Here is a 17,678-nt window from a genome sequence, read left to right as displayed (position 1 = left end):
CGTCCTCCCTTCCCTACCCCATCGTATGGAGACCGCCATGTTCGACGGACTTCGCCTCGCGCACTGGCGTGCCGACCCCCGCCCCGACGGCATCCTGGTCCTGACCCTCGACCGGGCCGACCAGAACGTCAACGCGCTGTCGCGGGCCGTGCTCGACGAGCTCGAGTCCATGGTCGAGCGTATCGCGCTCGAACTGCCCAAGGGCGTCGTCATCATTTCCGGCAAGGCCGCCGGCTTCATCCCGGGCGCCGACATCAAGGGCTTCGGCGACATCGCCGCCAAGGGCCAGACCGAGGACTGGATCCGCCACGGCCAGCTGGTGTTCCAGAAGCTGGCCGAGCTGCGCTGCCCCACCGTGGCGGCGATCCACGGCCACTGCATGGGCGGCGGCACCGAGATCTCGCTGGCCTGCCGCTACCGCATCGCCAGCAATGACGAGAAGACCCGCATCGGCCTTCCCGAAGTGAAGCTGGGCATCTACCCGGGCTGGGGCGGCAGCGTGCGCGCGCCGCGCCTGCTGGGCGCCCCGGCGGCGATGGACCTGATGCTGACCGGCCGCTCGCTCTCGGCCTCGGCGGCGCGCGCCATCGGCTTGGTGGACAAGGTCGTCGCGCCCGCCGTGCTGCTGGATGAAGCGGTGAAGCTGGCCCAGCGCGGCACCACCCGCCCGTTCAAGCAGCGCTTCCTGGCGTGGGCCACGAACACCGGCCCCGGCCGCGCCATCCTGGCACCGCAGATCGCCAAGCAGGTCGCCCGCAAGGCGCGCAAGGAGCACTACCCCGCCCCGTTCGCGCTGATCGAGACCTGGCGCCGCAGCGGCGGCCTGCCGGTGCACGCGGCGCTGAAGGCCGAGGCGAAGTCGGTGGTGAAGCTGGCCGCGACGCCGACCGCGCACAACCTGGTGCGCGTGTTCTTCCTGATGGATCGCCTGAAGTCGCTGGGCGGCAAGGACCACGGCATCCAGAAGGTGCACGTCATCGGCGCCGGCGTGATGGGTGGCGACATCGCCGCCTGGTGCGCACTGCGCGGCTTCGAGGTGACGCTGCAGGACCGCGAGATGAAGTACATCCAGCCGGCCCTGGACCGCGCGGCCAAGCTGTTCGAAAAGAAGGTGAAGGACGAAACCAAGCGCGCCGCGACCAGCGCCCGACTCAAGGCCGACGTCGAAGGCGCGGGCGCGGCCGACGCCGACCTGGTGATCGAGGCGATCTTCGAGAACCTGGAAGCCAAGCAGGCGCTGTTCGCCAAGGTCGAGCAAACGCTGAAGCCCGGCGCGATCCTGGTCTCGAACACCTCGTCCATCCCGCTCACCGCGCTGCGCGAGGGCCGCAAGGACCCGGCGCGTTTCGCCGGCCTGCACTACTTCAATCCGGTGGCGCTGATGCCGCTGGTCGAGATCGTCCGCCACGACGGCCTCGACGCCGAGACCGAGCGCCGCCTCGCCGCATTCTGCAAGGCCATCGACAAACTGCCGGTGCCGGTCGCCGGCACGCCGGGCTTCCTGGTCAACCGCATCCTGGCGCCCTACATGCAGGAAGCGATCATCGCGTTCTCGGAAGGCATACCGGGCCCGGTGATCGACAAGGTGGCGCTGAAGTTCGGCATGCCCATGGGCCCGATCGAGCTGGTGGACACCGTGGGCCTCGACGTCGCGGCCTCGGTCGGCAAGATCATGGCCGATTTCCACGGCGTGCCCCTGCCCGATGCCTTCAAGGTCGAAGACGGCAAGCGCGGCAAGAAGGACGGCCAGGGCCTGTACAAGTGGGAAAACGGCCGCGCGGTGAAGCCCGAGGTGCCGAAGGACTACCAGGCGCCCGAAGACCTCGAGGATCGCCTGATCCTGCCCCTGCTCAACGAGGCGGTGTCCTGCCTGCACGACGGCGTGGTGTCCGACGCCGACCTGCTCGACGCCGGCGTGATCTTCGGCACCGGCTTCGCGCCCTTCCGCGGCGGCCCGATCCAGCACATCAAGGCCGTGGGCGCCGACAAGCTAAGGGCCCGCCTCGACACCCTGCACACCCGCTACGGCGCCCGCTTCAAGCCGCGCGCGGGCTGGGAATCGCTGTGACCCGAGGGCGGGGTGCCATCGCGCTGGCGACGCTGCTGCTGGCGGGGACCGCCGCGGCGTCCGACCCGACGCCCGTCGCCTACCTGCGGGTCATCGACCCGGGCTGCAGCAGCGGCGCCGACGCGCCCGCGGCGACCCGCTGGGAGCGCCCCGGGCAAGCCGTGCACTCGCTCACCGTCTGGATGAATTCGCGCGAGTCGATCGCCACCGGCCCGGTCGAAGTCGAGGTCGAGGCAGACGACGGGCGCGTCGTGGCCTGGGTGCCGGTGCAGCTCGCGTCGGTCACCGCCGGCGAACCCGTCGCGACGTGCATCCGGCCCGTCTCGCTCGAGCTGAGCGTGTCGCCGCTGGCCGAGGGCGAATACGCCTGGGAGCTGCGCCGCGGCAGCCGCGCCGAGGACGCAACGCAGGCCGCGGCCGCAGCCGCGGAAGCGGCACCGGCGCCAGTGCCAGCGCCGGACGCCGCGGACTAGCCGCAGCCGATCAGCTTCAGCGACTGGCCCGCGCGGATCACGAACGGCGGGCGCAGGCCGTTCGCTCGCGCCAGCTGGGTGGCGCCGCGGCACTCGTGGCGGCGCGAGATGCTGCTCAGGGTGTCGCCCGAACGCACGCGGTAGCTGCGCACCGACGCACCGGCCGTGGCGCCGGCCGGCGGGCGGGACGCGGTGGGCGGCGCGGTCGGTTTGCTGGCCGCCATCAGCGCCACCGCGAGCTCGGCCCGCGGGCCGCTGACGCAGGACTGCTGGTAGCGCGGTGGCACCGCCACCGGCACCCGCAGCTCGGTGCCGCCGGCGATCGGCACGTGCGGCTCGTAGCGCGGGTTGAGGTTGCGCAGCGCGCGGAAATAACCTTCGCGCGGACCGCCCAGGCAGATCGCCAGCTGGTAGATCGAGGCCGGCGCCTGCAGCTTCATCACGGTCGCGGCGCCGTCCACCTTCGGGAACTCCAGGCCGTATTCCTCCGGGTGCAGGAACAGCCAGGCCGCGGCCAGCACGTAGGGCACGTAGTCGCGGGTCTCGGGCGGCAGCTGGCCGTAGACGGACGGATCCCAGAACGACTTGTCGCCGGCCGCCCGCTTGAGCCGCAGCGCCCGCCCCTCGCCGCCGTTGTAGGCGGCGACCGCGAACTCGAGGTCATTGTTGAGCTCGGCGAAGCGCTCGTTGAAGTAAAGCACGCTGGCGCGCGCGGCCAGCTGCGGGTCGTAGCGGGTGTCGAAGCCGTCGCGCCAGCCGAGGCCGAAACGGGCGCCGGTGGCCGGCATGAACTGCATCGGTCCGGCGGCCCCGGCGCGCGACACCGCGTGCACGCGGCCGTTGGACTCCTTGGCCAGGATGCCGAACAGCAGCGCTTCGGGCAGGCCCGCCTGCTCGTACTCGGGCCACATCAGGAAGCGCATCTGCTGGTAGTTCTCCCAGCTGGTGATCAGGCTGGGGCGCATCCAGGTCAGCCATTCGGCCAGCGCGGCCTTCACCGGCTCGTTGAGCTCGATCAGCTGGCGCAGGTCCTGGCCCTTGAGCAGGGTCGCGCTGCGGCCAGCCTCGGGCATCAGCGAGGTGATCGAGGCTTCGCCCGCCGCCGGTCCCGCCGGGGCGGTGGCGCCGAAGCCCTCCCCGCCGGCGGCCAGCTCGGCGCCCTCCTGCACCAGCGCGTCGTAGGCCGCGAGGAAACGGGCGCCGTCGCAGCCGCGCGTGTCCTGGCAGCGGCGGCCGGCCTCGAGCAGGCGGGCCGCGGCATCGCGCGTGGCCTCCCGGCCGGGCGTGGTGTCGCCGCGCCGGATCATGGCGAGCCCCTCGCGGTAGTCGTCGCTGGCCTGGGCCAGGGTGTCGTAAAGCTTCTGCGCATTGGCCGAAATGCGGCGGGCGTCGGCCGGGGCGGCGGCGAACAGCAGGAGGGCGAGGCAGGACAGCAGGAGCGAGGCGCGCATGGCGGCATCCGGGACGGCAGGCGCGCAGCCTAGCGGCCGCGGTCGCGCGGCGGCAAGCGGCCGCGGCTAGAATCGGGGCGACACCCGCCCCCGGAGTTCCCCCTGATGAGCGACATCCTGATCGGCAAGGGCGACCTGCCCGTGCGCCTGCTGGGCAAGTACGGCAACCGCCACGGCCTGGTCGCCGGCGCCACCGGCACCGGCAAGTCGGTGACGCTGATGGTGATGGCCGAGGGTTTCTCGCGGCTGGGCGTGCCGGTGGTGATGGCCGACGTGAAGGGCGACATCGCCGGGCTCGCGATGGCGGGGGTCTCGAATGAAAAGATCGCCGCGCGCGTGCAGCAGATCGGCGTCGAGGGCTACGCCAACGAGGCCAGCCCGGTGGTGTTCTGGGACCTGTACGGCAAGCTCGGCCACCCGCTGCGCACCACCGTGTCCGAGGTCGGCCCGGCGCTGATGTCGCGCATGCTCGAGCTCAATGACACCCAGTCCGGCGTGATGGACATCGCCTTCAAGCTGGCCGACGACCACGGCCTGCTGCTGCTCGACCTCGACGACCTGCGCGCCCTGCTCAACTTCGTCACCGAGAACAAGAAGGACATCTCCCAGCAGTACGGGCTGGTGAGCCCGCAGTCGGTCGCCGCGATCCAGCGCTCGCTGCTGCGGCTCGAGCAGGACGGCGGCAAGCAGTTCTTCGGCGAACCGGCGCTGCAGCTGGCCGACCTGATGCGCCAGGACATGTCCGGCCGCGGCGTCATCAACCTGCTCGCCGCCGACCAGCTGATCCTGCGGCCGCGGCTGTATTCGAGCTTCCTGCTCTGGCTGTTGTCCGAGCTGTTCGAGACCCTGCCCGAGGTCGGCGACCTGGACGTGCCCAAGCTGGTGTTCTTCTTCGACGAGGCGCACCTGCTGTTCGACGACTGCCCGCCGGCGCTGCAGCAGCGCGTCGAGCAGGTGGTGCGCCTGATCCGCTCCAAGGGCGTCGGCGTGTACTTCTGCTCGCAGAACCCCGATGACATCCCCGACACCGTGCTGGGCCAGCTCGGCAACCGCGTGCAGCACGCGCTGCGCGCCTACACGCCGCGCGACCAGAAGGCGGTGCGCACCGCCGCGGAAACCTTCGTGCAGAACCCCAAGCTCGACGTCGCCAAGGTGATCGGCGAGCTGGGCGTGGGCGAGGCGCTGGTGTCGATGCTGCTGGACAAAGGCGTGCCGATGCCGGTCGAGCGCGCCCTGATCGCGCCGCCGCGCTGCCGGATGGGCGCGATCACCGAGGCCGAGCGCGCCGCGGTGCGCGCGCGCAGCCCGGTGGGCGGCAAGTACGACACCGCGGTCAACCGCGAATCGGCCTTCGAGATGCTGGCCAGGCGCGCCGAGCAGGCCGCGGCTCCCGAGGCCCCGGCGCCCGGCCCGAACGCCCCGGCCCCGAAGCCCGAACCGGAGAAGCCCTCGAAGTTCGAAGAGTTCCTGTGGGGCAACAAGCGCCGCCAGGGCGCGGTGGAGGCCGCCGCGAAATCGGCCACGCGCACGGTGGCCAACGGCATCGGCCGGCAGATCCTGCGCGGCATCCTGGGCAGCCTGCTGGGCGGGAAGAAGCGCTGAAACAGCGCCAACCGGGACGACGCTCGCGCCGGTGTCGGTTATAGTCGGGCGCCCCGGGGCCCGGCCCCGACGATCGCATGAGCCCGACCCCATGACCCAAGCCACGACCCCGCGGCGCACCGCCGTCGACCGTTTCCTCGGCATCGTCGAGTACGCCGGCAACCTGCTCCCGCACCCGGCGACGCTGTTCTTCCTGCTCACGCTGGCCGTGGTGGTGGCGAGCGCGATTGCCGCCCAGTTCGACCTGTCGGTGGCGCACCCCAAGACCGGCGAACTGGTGACGCCGGTGAACCTGCTCAGCGTCGACGGCCTGCAGCGGATCATGGCCTCGCTGGTCACCAACTTCACCGGCTTCGCGCCGCTGGGCACCGTGCTGGTGGCCCTGATCGGCATCGGCGTGGCCGAGCACAGCGGCCTGATCGGCGCCTGCCTGCGCATCGTCGTGCTCAACGCCCCGCGCTTCCTGCTGACGCCGATCGTGGTGTTCGCGGGCGTGATGTCGAACATGGCCAGCGAGATCGGCTACGTGCTGCTGGTGCCGCTGGCCGGGCTGCTCTACGTGGCGGCGGGACGCCACCCGATCCTCGGCATCGCCGCCGCCTTCGCCGGCGTGTCCGGCGGCTACTCGGCCAACCTGCTGCTGGGCACCATCGACCCGCTGCTCTCGGGCCTGTCGCAGGAGGCGGCGCGGATCGTCGACCCCACCTACTCCGTCAACGCCGCGGCCAACCTGTTCTTCATGCAGGCCTCGACGCCGCTGATCACGCTGCTGGGCTGGTTCGTGACCGAAAAGATCGTCGCGCGCCGCTTCCCGGACGGCGACTACGGGCGGGGCGACGAGAAGATCGAGCGCCTGAGCGCCGCCGAGAAGCGCGGCCTGGCCTACGCCGGCGTCGCCACGCTGGTGCTGACCGCGCTGGTGCTGCTGGCCACGGTGCCGGCCAATGGCGCGCTGCGCCTGGCGGGCGAGGCCGATACGCTCAAGTCGCTGGCGCCCTTCCTCAACGGCATCGTGGCCCTGATCTTCGTCGCCGGCGCGCTGGTGGGCATCGCCTACGGCATCGGCGCGGGCACCATCAAGTCGGATGCCGACGTGGTCAACGGCATGTCCAAGTCCATGGGCACGCTGGCCAGCTACCTGGTGCTGGTGTTCTTCGCGGCGCAGTTCGTGGCGCTGTTCAACTGGACCCAGCTGGGCCTGATCTTCGCGGTCGAGGGCGCGGAAACCCTGAAGGCGATCGGCCTGCCGAAGATCCCGCTGCTGCTGTGCTTCATCCTGCTCACCGCGCTGGTGAACCTGGCCATGGGCTCGGCCTCGGCCAAGTGGGCGCTGATGGCGCCGGTGTTCATCCCGATGTTCATGCTGCTGGGCTATTCGCCGGAAGTGACGCAGACGGCCTACCGCATCGGTGATTCGGTCACCAACATCATCTCGCCGATGATGAGCTACTTCGCGCTGGTGATCGCCTTCCTGCAGCGCTACGAGCCCAAGGCCGGCATCGGCACGGTGGTGGCCACGATGGTGCCCTACTCCATCGTGTTCCTGATCGGTTGGGCGGCGCTGTTCAGCGTCTGGATCCTGATGGGCTGGCCGCTGGGCCTGGACGCGCCGCTGTCCTACCCGGCGGTGGCGCCCGCCGCGGGCTGACCGTGGGGCGCTGGCGGCCGCCGGCCGAGGGCTCGACGGCGATCATCACCCGCGCCGGCTTCGAGCGCCTGCGCGCCGAGCTCGACGAGCTCTGGCGCGTGCGGCGCCCGGCGGTGGTCAAGGCGCTGGCGGAGGCCGCCGCCGAGGGCGACCGCAGCGAGAACGCCGAGTACACCTACCGCAAGAAGCAGCTGGGCGAGATCGACCGGCGCGTGCGCTACCTGACCAAGCGGCTCGAGGCGCTGAAAGTGGCCGAGGGCGCGCCGTCCGATCCGGGCGCGATCTTCTTCGGCGCGGTGTTCGAGATCGAAGACGAAGTCAGCGGCGACAGCGCGCGCTACCGCATCGTCGGCCCCGACGAAACCGACGCCAAGGCCGGCTGGATCAGCATCGACTCCCCGCTGGCCCGCGCCGCCCTGCGCAAGCGCGTCGACGACGAGTTCGAAGTCCAGCTCCCCGCCGGCCCCGCCCGCTACCTAGTCCTCTCCGTCTCGTACGAGTCGGCGTAGCGGCCGCGGGTGGGGAAGATTTCCAGGCGCGGATTTACGCGGATGAACGCGGATAGGGAAAAAGCATTCGCGATGGGCTCTTCGCGGGTTGCAAAGACCGGCGAATATCCCCTCCAGCCTTTGCCCTATCCGCGTTCATCCGCGTAAATCCGCGTCTAAAGAAGCCCCGCAAGACCAACCGCGCCAGCCGCAGCTCAGTCCTCGTCGTCGCCGACGAGGCCGAAGAGGTCGTGTTCGTCGCTGCCCATGATGCGGACTTCGCAGAAATCGCCGGGCTTGAGGCCCGCCGCGGCGCCGTCCTGGATCTGCACCAGGCCGTCTATCTCCGGCGCGTCGGCCTTCGAGCGTCCGATCGCCAGCTCGCCGTCGATCTCGTCGATGATCACCGTCTGCACCGTGCCGACCTTGCGCTCGAGCTTGTCGGCGCTGATCTCGGCCTGCAGGGCCATGAAGCGCGCCAGGCGCTCCTGCTTCACGTCCTCGGGCACGGCGCCCGGCAGGTCGTTGGCGCCGGCGCCCTCCACCGGCGAATAGGCGAAGGCGCCGACGCGGTCGAGCTCGGCCTGGTCGAGGAAGGCCAGCAGCTGCTCGAAGTCCTCCTCGGTCTCGCCCGGGAAGCCGACGATGAAGGTGCTGCGGATCGTGATCTCGGGGCAGATATCGCGCCAGCGCTGGATCCGCTCGAGGGTCTTGTCCACCGCGCCCGGCCGCTTCATCAACTTCAGGATGCGCGGGCTGGCGTGCTGGAACGGGATGTCGAGATAGGGCAACAGCTTGCCGTCCGCCATCAGCGGGATGATGTCGTCGACGTGCGGGTACGGATAGACGTAGTGCAGGCGCGTCCACAGGCCGAGTTCGGACAGGCCTTCGCAAAGGCCCTTCATGCGGGTCTGGTAGTCCTTGCCGCGCCATTCGCGGGCGGCGTACTTCATGTCCACGCCGTAGGCGCTGGTGTCCTGCGACACCACCAGCAGCTCCTTCACGCCGCCGCGGGCCAGCTTCTCGGCCTCGCGCAGCACTTCGTCGACCGGGCGCGACACCAGGTCGCCGCGCATCGAGGGAATGATGCAGAAGCTGCAGCGGTGGTTGCAGCCCTCGGAAATCTTCAGGTAGGCGTAGTGCTTGGGCGTGAGCTTGAGGCCGTAGTCCGGCAGCAGGTCCACGAACGGGTCGTGCCGCGGCGGCAGCGCCTGGTGCACGGCCGACATCACGCTGGCGTAATCCTGCGGGCCGCTGATCGACAGCACGTCCGGGTGCGCGGCGCGGATCTGCTCCGGGCGCTTGCCCAGGCAGCCGGTGACGATGACCTTGCCGTTCTCGGCGATGGCTTCGCCGATCGCGTCCAGGCTCTCGGCCACGGCCGAGTCGATGAAGCCGCAGGTGTTGACCACGACCACGTCGGCGGCGTCGTAGCTGGGCACGATCTCGTAACCCTCGACCCGAAGCTGGGTCAGAATGCGTTCGGAGTCTACGAGGGCCTTCGGGCAGCCTAGGCTGACGAAACCCACCTTCGGGTGGCTGGCGGACATGGGCGCGGGGCTCGGTGAGGGGGGCGGAGTATACCCCTCCGGGGCCGCCGGGCCGGTGTAGGCTAGCCGGCGGGACATCGATGCAGGGGAAGCAAGCATGGGCCAGACGATCTCGATCTCCACCCGCCACGGGCGCATCTCGGCCTGGGAAGCCAAGCCGCACGACAAGCCCCGCGGCGCCATCATCGTGGTCCAGGAAATCTTCGGCCTGAACCCGCACATCCGCCAGGTCACCGACCGGTTCGCCAACTACGGCTACCTGGCGGTGGCACCCGCCCTGTTCGACCTGGTCGACCGCGGGGTCGAGCTGGGCTACGACGAGGCCGGGGTCGCCCGGGGCCGGGCACTCACGGAAGCACTGGGCTTCGGCGGCGCGCTGGACGGCGTGCGCGGCGCCTACGACGTGCTGGAGTCCGAGAACCGCGTGGGCGTGGTCGGTTTCTGCTGGGGCGGGTCGGTGGCCTACCTGGCCAACGCCCGCATCGGCCTGCCGGCGGTCAGCTACTACGGCGGCCGCACCGTGCCCCTGCTGAAGGAGCGGCCGAAGGCGCCGCTGATGCTCCACTTCGGCGAAAACGACCCGCTGATCCCGCCGGACGACGTGGCCAAGCACCGCGAGGCGCTGGGCGATGCCGCCGAGATCCACGTCTGGCCCGGCGCCGGCCACGGCTTCAACTGCGACCAGCGCCCGGACTACAACGAGGCGGTCGCGAAGCAGGCGCTGGACCGCACCCTCGCCTTCTTCCAGAAGAACCTGCGCTGAGGCCTCCGGACATGACCGACCTTGATCCGCGCCTGGCCGCGGATTCCGTGCTCGTGGCCGATGGCCCCCTGTCGCAGTTCCGGCTGGTGGACGACGCCCGCTTCCCCTGGCTGGTGCTTGTGCCGCGCGTCCCCGGCGCCACCGAGTGGATCGACCTCGACGGCGCCGCCCAGCGCCTGCTGCTGGCCGAAGTGAACCTGGCCGGCCGCCTGCTGCGCGGCCTCGGGCCGGTGCACAAGCTCAACATCGGCGCGCTGGGCAACGTGGTGCGGCAGCTGCACGTGCACGTGGTGGCGCGCCAGGAAGGCGACGCCGCCTGGCCGGGGCCGGTGTGGGGCGCGGGCACGCGCCAGCCCTACGTGGCCAGCGAGCGCGAGGCGCTGCTATCTTCGCTGCGTTCGGCGCTGGCCGCCGCTGCCCAATCCCCGGAGTCCCCATGAAGTCGAACGTGCTGTCCGCCATCATCCTGATCGTGCTGGGCGCCCTGCTGCTGGCCAACAACCTGATCCCGGAGTTCCGCATCTGGGCCACCCTGTTCAAGTGGTGGCCGGTGCTGCTGATCGCGCTGGGCGTGAGCCTGCTCGCGAAACGGGGCTGAGGCCGCGCCTCAGGTGCGCGGCAGGGTCACGCCGGTCTGGCCCTGGTACTTGCCGCCGCGGTCCTTGTACGAGGTCTCGCAGACTTCGTCGGACTGGAAGAACAGCATCTGCGCCACGCCCTCGCCGGCGTAGATCTTGGCCGGCAGCGGCGTGGTGTTGCTGAACTCGAGCGTCACGTGGCCCTCCCACTCCGGCTCCAGCGGCGTCACGTTGACGATGATGCCGCAGCGGGCGTAGGTGCTCTTGCCCAGGCACACCACCAGCGTGTCGCGCGGGATGCGGAAGAACTCCACGGTGCGCGCCAGCGCGAACGAATTGGGCGGGATGATGCAGACGTCGGAGACCACGTCCACGAAGCTGGTCGGGTCGAAGTTCTTCGGGTCGACGATGGTGGAGTTGATGTTGGTGAAGATCTTGAACTCGCGCGCGCAGCGCACGTCGTAGCCGTAGCTGGACGTGCCGTAGCTGACGATGCGCTGGCCGTCGCCGCCGTGCTTGACCTGGCCGGGCTCGAACGGCTCGATCATGCCCTGCTGTTCGGCCATGCGGCGGATCCACTTGTCGGACTTGATGCTCATGCGGGGCGCGGTTTCCTGGAGTGAAGGCGGGATTCTAGCGGGACGGGGCCGGCTCAGGTGTCCTGCATGACGATGTTCGGGAAGGCGATGGCCTTGTTGCGGGCCTGCAGCGACAGCCGGGCCGCGGTGCGGCGGGCGATGTCCCGGTAGGCCAGCGACAGCGCCGACCCCGGGTCGGCCGCGACCGTGGGGGTGCCGGAATCGGCCTGCTCGCGGATGTGGATGTCCAGCGGCAGCGCGCCCAGCAGCGGCACGTCGTACTGCGCCGCCATGCGTTCGCCGCCGCCGGCGCCGAACACGTGCTCGCTGTGGCCGCAGTTCGAGCACACGTGCACGGCCATGTTCTCGACGATGCCCAGCACCGGCACCTCGACCTTGGCGAACATCTGCAGGGCCTTGCGGGCATCGAGCGTGGCGATGTCCTGCGGGGTGGTCACGATCACCGCGCCCGAGACGGGCACCCGCTGCGCCAGGGTCAGCTGGATGTCGCCGGTGCCGGGCGGCAGGTCGATGACCAGGTAGTCCAGGTCGTCCCAGCGGGTGTCGTTGAGCAACTGCTGCAGGGCCTGGGTGACCATCGGGCCGCGCCAGATCATCGGGGTGTCCTCGCCCACCAGCAGGCCGATGGACATGGCCTGCAGGCCGTGGTTGCGCTTGGGCTCGATCGACTTGCCGTCCGGGCTGTCGGGGCGGCCCTGCAGGCCCAGCATCTTCGGGATGGACGGGCCGTAGATGTCGGCATCGAGCACGCCGACCCGGGCCCCCTCGGCCTGCAGGGCCAGGGCCAGGTTCACGGCGGTGGTGGACTTGCCCACCCCGCCCTTGCCCGAGGCCACGGCGATGATGTTGCGGACCTGGGGCAGCGGGGTCAGGTCCTTCTGCACCCGGTGCGCATGGACCCGGGAGCCGACCGAGACGGTGGCCTGGTCGACGCCCGGCTGGGCCTCCAGCAGGGCCTTGGCCTGGGCCGCCAGGGCCGCGTGCCAGCCCGCCGCCGGATAACCGAGCTGGATCTCGGCGGCCACCTTGCCGCCGTCGAGCCCCAGCCCCCGGATGGCGCGGGCCTCGGCCAGGGACTGGCCGGTGTGGGGGTCGGCCAGCTGGCCAAGGGCGTGGATCAGGGTTTCGGAGGGGGTCATGGGGAGGCCGGGCCGTGGATTCAGCCTGCCATGGTGCCACCCCGGCGGGGCCCACGCAGCCCGGGAGCCCCGGGCCGAGGGTAGCCGCGGAATGTGACAGGACCGTGGCCTTTCAAAAATTCAATTTGCGTTAAGGCTTGGTTCGATGTTAAGAAGTCACCTGCTTCATGAACCCACCCAAAACAGCGGAGACGCTTCAATGTCCCTCAAGAAAGACACGCGTAACAAGTCGCTGGCTCGTCTGCCCCTCGTGGCAGCCGTGGTCGCCGGCCTCTATGGTCCGGCGGTTCTCGCCCAGGACCCGCCCTCCGAGCCCGAAAACGAGGAGCAGGCGGCAGAAAACGCGGCCGATGCCACCGAACTGGAGACCATCACGGTCACCGGCTCGCTGATCAATCGTCTGGGCTTCAACTCGATGTCGCCGGTGCAGATCATCACCGCCGACGTGAGCGCCACCACCGGCCAGCTGGACACGGCCTCGATCCTGCAGACCACCAGCGTGGCCTCGGGCACCACCCAGATCAGCAACCAGTTCTCGGGCTTCGTGGTCGAGGGCGGTAACGGCAACCAGTCGATCGCCCTGCGCGGCCTCGGCGCCTCCCGCACCCTGGTCCTGCTCGACGGCAAGCGCCCGGGCCCGGCCGGTACCCGCGGCCAGGTCGGCGCGTTCGACCTGAACGTCATCCCGTCGGTCATCCTGCAGCGCGTTGAGCTGCTCAAGGACGGCGGCGGTTCGATCTACGGCTCCGACGGTATCGGCGGCGTCGTCAACCTGATCACCCGCAAGAGCGTCGACCAGCCGACCCTGATCTTCGAAACCGACCTTCCGCAGGAAGCCGGCGGTTCGTCGTACTCGGTGTCCGGCGCGACCGGCTGGAACTTCGACAAGGGCAGCATCGTTGCCGCCTTCCAGTTCTACGACCAGCAGCCGCTCAGCATCGGCGACCGCGACTTCCTGGCCTGCCCGCAGGACCTGGTGCGTGACGCCAACGGCAACATCATCGACCGCCAGGACCGCTCGGTCATCGGCAACACCCCGCTGGGTGGTTGCAACAACCTCTACCACAACACCGTCATCTCGGGTGCGAACCGCTACGTCCCGTCGCCGAACGGCGTGACCATCGGCCCGATCCCGGGCTACCGCCCGCGCGCCAACGGCGTCGCCGCCGGCGGCAACCCGGCGTTCTACGAGGACGTGCTGAACGCCGACTTCGTCGCCGAGTCGCACATCTTCTCGTCGCAGGAGCGCAGCAGCCTGTTCGTCGGCGCTGATTTCAGCTTCGACCGCGTGGACTGGAGCGGCCAGTTCCTGTACACGAACCGCGAGACCGAGTCGCGTCGCTTCCGCCAGTTCTTCCCGACGATGGACTACCGCTCGCTGGGCCTGAGCATCAACACCCAGCCGATCATGCCGTTCAAGTCCGACGCCAACATCGACGTCGACTTCATGTACGCGGCGTCCAGCTTCAAGGGCGGCTTCGGCAGCGACAGCACCTGGTCCTGGAACTTCGACACCACCTTCTCGCGTTCGGACGGTGACTACGAAGTCTTCAGCATCGACGCCAACAAGACCGGCGATCGCTTCCGCGACCTCGACGGTGGCGGCGCCCCGGTCAACTACCTCGACCCGGTCTTCCTGAGCGGTCGCGGCATGGAGCGCCTGGCGCAGGAAATCGGCGTCTGGCACACCGGCAACACCGTGTATGACCAGTTCGTGGTCAACGCCACCGCCACCGGCGAGCTGTTCGAGCTGCCGGCCGGCGTCGTCGCCGCCGCGATCGGTACCGAGTTCCGCCGCATCAGCATCGATGACAACCCGAGCGAGCTCGAGCGCACCGGCCGCCTGTGGGGCCAGTCGTCGGCCACCGGCACCGAGGGCAAGGACTACGTGCAGGAAGTCTTCGGCGAGATCGAAGTGCCCCTGCTGTCCGGCATCCCGGGCATCGAGGAGCTGGCGGTCAACGCTTCCGGCCGCGTGTTCAAGTACGACACCGTGGCGGACTCGGACTCGATCTGGAAGATCGGCATGCGCTGGCAGATCATCCCGTCGCTGAGCGTCCGCGCCACCCGTGGCACCTCGTACCGCGCCCCGGGCCTGTACGAGCTGTTCCTGGGTGACCAGACCTCGTTCGTCGGCCAGCTGGCGATCGATCCCTGCATCGACTGGGGCAACTCGACCAACCCGAACATCCGCAACAACTGCGCTGCGGAAGGCATCCCGTCTGACTACAACGGCGCCGGTTCCTCGGCCACCATCATCACCGGTGGCGGCCTGGGCGTCCTGAAGCCGGAGACCTCGACCGCGACCACCGCGGGCATCGTCTTCACCCCGTCGTGGGCGAACTTCACCGCTTCCGTGGACTACTTCGAGATCGACGTGCGTGACCAGATCTCGCAGCTCGGCGCCGGCGCGATCGTGGGCAGCTGCTATGCCCTGCCGAACTACCCGAACGCCTACTGCGACCTGTTCAACCGCATCGGTTCCGGCGCGAACCCGCTCAACATCGAGTTCGTCGCCGATTCGTACCTGAACATCAACAAGCAGCTGGTCCGTGGCTATGACCTGAACCTGCGTTGGGACGGCGACTTCAACTTCGGCAAGGTCGAGGTCGAGAGCCAGTTCACGTACACGATGGAGAACGTCGAGCAGCTGTTCGACAGCAGCCTCGAGAGCGGCTTCGACAGCAACGACTACGTCGGCCTGATCAGCTATCCGAAGCTCGTCGGCAACGTCCGCAGCTCGCTGACCCGCGGTGACTTCACGTACACCTGGGGCATGCGCTACGTGGACGAGACCGAGAACTTCAACTTCACCCAGCCGGCTGCGTACTTCGGCAACCCGAACCCGGTGTACGACACCGTGGCCGAGGATCGCCTGTACCACAGCCTGTCCGTCCTCTACAGCGCGGACAGCTGGGACCTGCTGGTCGGCATCGACAACGTGCTCGACAAGGATCCGCCGAACGTTTCGACCGGCACCGCCACGCGTTACGGCAACATCCCGGCGTTTGCCACCCAGTACGATTGGTTCGGCCGCTCGCTGTTCGCGCGCATGACCTATCGTTTCTGATAAAAAGCAGTAGTCTTGGAGACGGCCGGGTTATCCCGGCCGTCTCTTTTGGGGAAACAGGTACATCCGGAGAAGCACCATGCGCAACCGCTTCAAGAACCTACTGGCCATCGCCACCGCCTCGCTGCTGGCGACCGTGAATTCCGCATCCGCGCGCGACCCGATCTCGATCGAGGCGCTGTCGTCGATGCCCAAGATCCAATCCGTCTCGATGAGCTCGGACGGCAAGAACATCGTCGCCCTGATCGGCAAGGAAGGCGCCGAGGATTACGAGACCTCCCTGGCCACCTGGCAGCTCGACAACCTCGCCGCCGGCCCCACCGTCACCGCCTCGGGCGACCGCATGCGCTTCATCGCCGCCTCGGCGCTGAAGGCCGACCGCGTGTTCGTGTTCGCGCGCCAGGAATGGACCGGCGCCCTGCAGGGCTGCGGTGAAGGCAACAGCACCGGCTCGACCAAGACCTTCGTGTCCAAGGCCTACCTGACCGACACCAAGCATTCCGAGTTTTCCGAGGCCTTCGCGGCCGGCACCCGTACCGCCGGCGTCAGCGCCCAGACCGAGCGCTGCCTCGAGCTGGCCGGCAGCGCCAGCCTGGTGAACGGCCTGCCGCTGGACCCGACCAAGGTGATCGTGTCGCGGCTCAACCCGCTGACCTTCCAGGAAAACTACTACCGCTACGACCTCGCCACCGACAAGACGGAGCTGCTGTTCCGCGCCAGCGGCCGCGATGCGCCGGGCCTGCTGAACCCGCGCAACGGCGAAGTGCTGACCACCACCACCATCGAGCCGACCGCCGATGGCCTGGAGCAGCGCATCAAGATCCGCAAGGCCGGCACCGACGAGTTCGTGGTGCACCCGGCGCTGTCGCGCAAGATCAAGGACCGCTACACCATGGCCGTGGTCGGCCTGGACGAGGCCACCGGCAAGTACTACGTGCTCACCGACGCCTTCTCCGACCTGGTGCAGGCGCGCATGTACGACCCGGCCACCAGCAAGTTCGACGACGAGCCGCTGCTGGCGCACCCGAAGTACTCGATCGCCAGCATCGTGCTGGGCTCGCGCCCGAGTGACTTCAACAAGGTGCTGGGCTTCACCATCGCCAACATGAACGGCGACACGGTCTGGATCGACCCGCAGCTGGCGGCCATCCACGAGGGCCTGAAGAAGGCCTTCCCGGGCCAGCAGGTCTCGATCGGCAGCATGACCGACGATCGCAACAAGATCCTGTTCACCACCGAGAGCCCGCGCCACCCGGTGGCCTACCGCCTGCTGGTGGACGGCAACAAGGTCTCGACCCTGGGCGTCACCCGCGACGGCATCGACCCGAACGACATCGGCGAGCAGCAGTGGGTCACCTACAAGGCCCGCGATGGCCTGGAGATCCCGGCCATCCTCGACCTGCCGGCCGGCTGGACCAAGGCCGACGGCCCGCTGCCGACCGTCATCCATCCGCACGGCGGCCCCTGGTCCCGTGACTTCGGCGGCTGGGACGCCTCGGGCTGGGTGCCCTTCCTGACCTCGCGCGGCTACGCCGTGCTGCGTCCGCAGTACCGCGGCTCGCAGGGCCTGGGCCGCAAGCTCTGGACCAGCGGCGACGCCGAATGGGGCCAGAAGATGCAGGACGACAAGGACGACGGCGCCGCCTGGCTGGTGCAGCAGGGCATCGCCGATCCCAAGCGCATGGTGATGTTCGGCTACTCCTACGGTGGCTTCGCCGCCGCCGCCGCGGTGGTCCGCCCGAACAGCCCGTACCGCTGCGCCATCTCCGGCGCGCCGGTCACCGACCTGGGCCGCCTGGGCACGTCCTGGAGCGACAATCGCCTGCAGCGCATCGTGCAGGGCGACACGGTGAAGGGCATGGACCCGATGCAGAACACGGACAAGGCCAACATCCCGGTGCTGCTGTACGTGGGCGACCGCGACGTGCGCACGCCGGCCTTCCACGCGCGTGACTTCTACAACGGCGTGAAGGACAAGGTCGACGCGGAGTTCCACCTGATCCCGGACATGCCGCACAGCATGCCGTGGTACCCGCGCCACATGTCGGTCACGCTGGGCCTGATGGAAAACTTCCTCAAGACCAAGTGCGGCACGACCACCGGCGCCTGATCCTTCCCGCGTCACCGCGCAACACCAAGAGCCCGGCTTTCGCCGGGCTCTTTTTTTGGTGGAGTTCTGGCGCCGGCGTCACCACGGAAGCGAAGGTCGCTTTCTCCTCCGTGAAGCCTTTTATTTCGGAGAAAGCGAC

Annotated in this window: 14 protein-coding genes; 10 read left to right on the top strand and 4 right to left on the bottom strand. The window is 69.2% G+C overall.

Translation table 11 applies throughout. From position 1 onward, the window contains the following. The first annotated feature begins 37 nt into the window (after positions 1–37). Both VFV21_RS06410 and VFV21_RS06405 read left to right on the top strand, forming a co-directional pair. Entirely contained in the window at positions 38–2,068 is a 2,031-nt protein-coding gene (locus VFV21_RS06410) for a 3-hydroxyacyl-CoA dehydrogenase NAD-binding domain-containing protein (RefSeq protein ID WP_329668633.1), read from the top strand. Further along, a complete protein-coding gene (locus VFV21_RS06405; RefSeq protein WP_329668632.1) occupies positions 2,065–2,541 on the top strand; it encodes a hypothetical protein in 477 nt (158 codons plus the stop codon). Before VFV21_RS06410 ends, VFV21_RS06405 begins: the two co-directional genes overlap by 4 nt. Here VFV21_RS06405 and VFV21_RS06400 read toward each other — a convergent pair. Next, positions 2,538–3,992, bottom strand: coding sequence for a transglycosylase SLT domain-containing protein (locus tag VFV21_RS06400; protein WP_329668631.1), 1,455 nt, complete (start codon positions 3,990–3,992; stop codon positions 2,538–2,540). The two genes, VFV21_RS06405 and VFV21_RS06400, sit on opposite strands and share 4 nt — an antisense overlap. Before the next feature lie 105 nt (positions 3,993–4,097). Between VFV21_RS06400 and VFV21_RS06395 the strand changes: the two genes are divergently transcribed. The 3 genes from VFV21_RS06395 to greB all read left to right on the top strand — a co-directional run bounded on the left by VFV21_RS06395 (position 4,098) and on the right by greB (position 7,751). After that, positions 4,098–5,594 carry a helicase HerA-like domain-containing protein gene (locus tag VFV21_RS06395; RefSeq protein ID WP_329668630.1) on the top strand — a complete coding sequence of 499 codons (1,497 nt, stop codon included), beginning with the start codon at positions 4,098–4,100 and terminating at the stop codon, positions 5,592–5,594. A 91-nt stretch (positions 5,595–5,685) separates the two neighbouring features. Next, the gene (locus VFV21_RS06390; protein ID WP_329668629.1) at positions 5,686–7,242 is read left to right on the top strand and encodes an AbgT family transporter; all 1,557 of its coding nucleotides are present in this window, start codon (positions 5,686–5,688) and stop codon (positions 7,240–7,242) included. A 2-nt stretch (positions 7,243–7,244) separates the two neighbouring features. Then, entirely contained in the window at positions 7,245–7,751 is a 507-nt protein-coding gene (gene greB / locus VFV21_RS06385) for a transcription elongation factor GreB (protein WP_329668628.1), read from the top strand. 194 nt (positions 7,752–7,945) lie between these two features. Here the strand turns inward: greB and rimO are convergent, their stop codons facing one another. Next, entirely contained in the window at positions 7,946–9,280 is a 1,335-nt protein-coding gene (rimO, locus tag VFV21_RS06380) for a 30S ribosomal protein S12 methylthiotransferase RimO (RefSeq protein WP_329668627.1), read from the bottom strand. 97 nt (positions 9,281–9,377) lie between these two features. Between rimO and VFV21_RS06375 the strand changes: the two genes are divergently transcribed. The 3 genes from VFV21_RS06375 to VFV21_RS06365 are packed head-to-tail and all read left to right on the top strand — an operon-like array spanning position 9,378 to position 10,641. Beyond that, positions 9,378–10,043 (top strand): dienelactone hydrolase family protein, encoded by a 666-nt coding sequence (locus tag VFV21_RS06375; RefSeq protein ID WP_329668626.1) that lies wholly within the window; start codon positions 9,378–9,380, stop codon positions 10,041–10,043. A gap of 11 nt (positions 10,044–10,054) precedes the next feature. Next, positions 10,055–10,483, top strand: a complete 429-nt coding sequence (locus tag VFV21_RS06370; RefSeq protein WP_034210657.1) for an HIT domain-containing protein — start codon at positions 10,055–10,057, stop codon at positions 10,481–10,483. After that, on the top strand, positions 10,480–10,641 hold the full coding sequence (locus tag VFV21_RS06365) for a LiaI-LiaF-like domain-containing protein (protein WP_329668625.1): 162 nt from the start codon (positions 10,480–10,482) through the stop codon (positions 10,639–10,641). Before VFV21_RS06370 ends, VFV21_RS06365 begins: the two co-directional genes overlap by 4 nt. A gap of 9 nt (positions 10,642–10,650) precedes the next feature. Here VFV21_RS06365 and dcd read toward each other — a convergent pair whose 3' ends face one another. Together dcd and apbC are read right to left on the bottom strand one after the other, a co-directional pair. Next, entirely contained in the window at positions 10,651–11,220 is a 570-nt protein-coding gene (dcd, locus tag VFV21_RS06360) for a dCTP deaminase (RefSeq protein ID WP_034210655.1), read from the bottom strand. Positions 11,221–11,273: 53 nt separating this feature from the next. Beyond that, positions 11,274–12,359, bottom strand: coding sequence for an iron-sulfur cluster carrier protein ApbC (gene apbC / locus VFV21_RS06355; protein ID WP_329668624.1), 1,086 nt, complete (start codon positions 12,357–12,359; stop codon positions 11,274–11,276). A 199-nt stretch (positions 12,360–12,558) separates the two neighbouring features. Between apbC and VFV21_RS06350 the strand changes: the two genes are divergently transcribed. Both VFV21_RS06350 and VFV21_RS06345 read left to right on the top strand, forming a co-directional pair. Next, positions 12,559–15,429, top strand: a complete 2,871-nt coding sequence (locus VFV21_RS06350; RefSeq protein ID WP_329668623.1) for a TonB-dependent receptor plug domain-containing protein — start codon at positions 12,559–12,561, stop codon at positions 15,427–15,429. 79 nt (positions 15,430–15,508) lie between these two features. Next, positions 15,509–17,539 (top strand): alpha/beta hydrolase family protein, encoded by a 2,031-nt coding sequence (locus VFV21_RS06345; protein ID WP_329668622.1) that lies wholly within the window; start codon positions 15,509–15,511, stop codon positions 17,537–17,539. The last annotated feature ends 139 nt before the right edge of the window (positions 17,540–17,678 follow it).

It is taken from the genome of Arenimonas sp., from assembly GCF_036275555.1.
Classification (GTDB): Bacteria; Pseudomonadota; Gammaproteobacteria; order Xanthomonadales; family Xanthomonadaceae; genus Arenimonas.
The sequence above is the reverse complement of the archived record's forward strand: the minus strand, read 5'-3'. Positions and strand labels throughout refer to the sequence as shown.

Bases quoted from the DNA above. Each gene is read 5' to 3' on its own strand.
- rimO (WP_329668627.1), bottom strand. From the start codon at position 9,280: ATGTCCGCCAGCCACCCGAAGGTGGGTTTCGTCAGCCTAGGCTGCCCG.
- VFV21_RS06345 (WP_329668622.1), top strand. From the start codon at position 15,509: ATGCGCAACCGCTTCAAGAACCTACTGGCCATCGCCACCGCCTCGCTG.
- VFV21_RS06365 (WP_329668625.1), top strand. From the start codon at position 10,480: ATGAAGTCGAACGTGCTGTCCGCCATCATCCTGATCGTGCTGGGCGCC.
- VFV21_RS06390 (WP_329668629.1), top strand. From the start codon at position 5,686: ATGACCCAAGCCACGACCCCGCGGCGCACCGCCGTCGACCGTTTCCTC.
- VFV21_RS06410 (WP_329668633.1), top strand. From the start codon at position 38: ATGTTCGACGGACTTCGCCTCGCGCACTGGCGTGCCGACCCCCGCCCC.
- VFV21_RS06370 (WP_034210657.1), top strand. From the start codon at position 10,055: ATGACCGACCTTGATCCGCGCCTGGCCGCGGATTCCGTGCTCGTGGCC.
- apbC (WP_329668624.1), bottom strand. From the start codon at position 12,359: ATGACCCCCTCCGAAACCCTGATCCACGCCCTTGGCCAGCTGGCCGAC.
- dcd (WP_034210655.1), bottom strand. From the start codon at position 11,220: ATGAGCATCAAGTCCGACAAGTGGATCCGCCGCATGGCCGAACAGCAG.
- VFV21_RS06375 (WP_329668626.1), top strand. From the start codon at position 9,378: ATGGGCCAGACGATCTCGATCTCCACCCGCCACGGGCGCATCTCGGCC.
- VFV21_RS06350 (WP_329668623.1), top strand. From the start codon at position 12,559: ATGTCCCTCAAGAAAGACACGCGTAACAAGTCGCTGGCTCGTCTGCCC.
- VFV21_RS06400 (WP_329668631.1), bottom strand. From the start codon at position 3,992: ATGCGCGCCTCGCTCCTGCTGTCCTGCCTCGCCCTCCTGCTGTTCGCC.
- VFV21_RS06395 (WP_329668630.1), top strand. From the start codon at position 4,098: ATGAGCGACATCCTGATCGGCAAGGGCGACCTGCCCGTGCGCCTGCTG.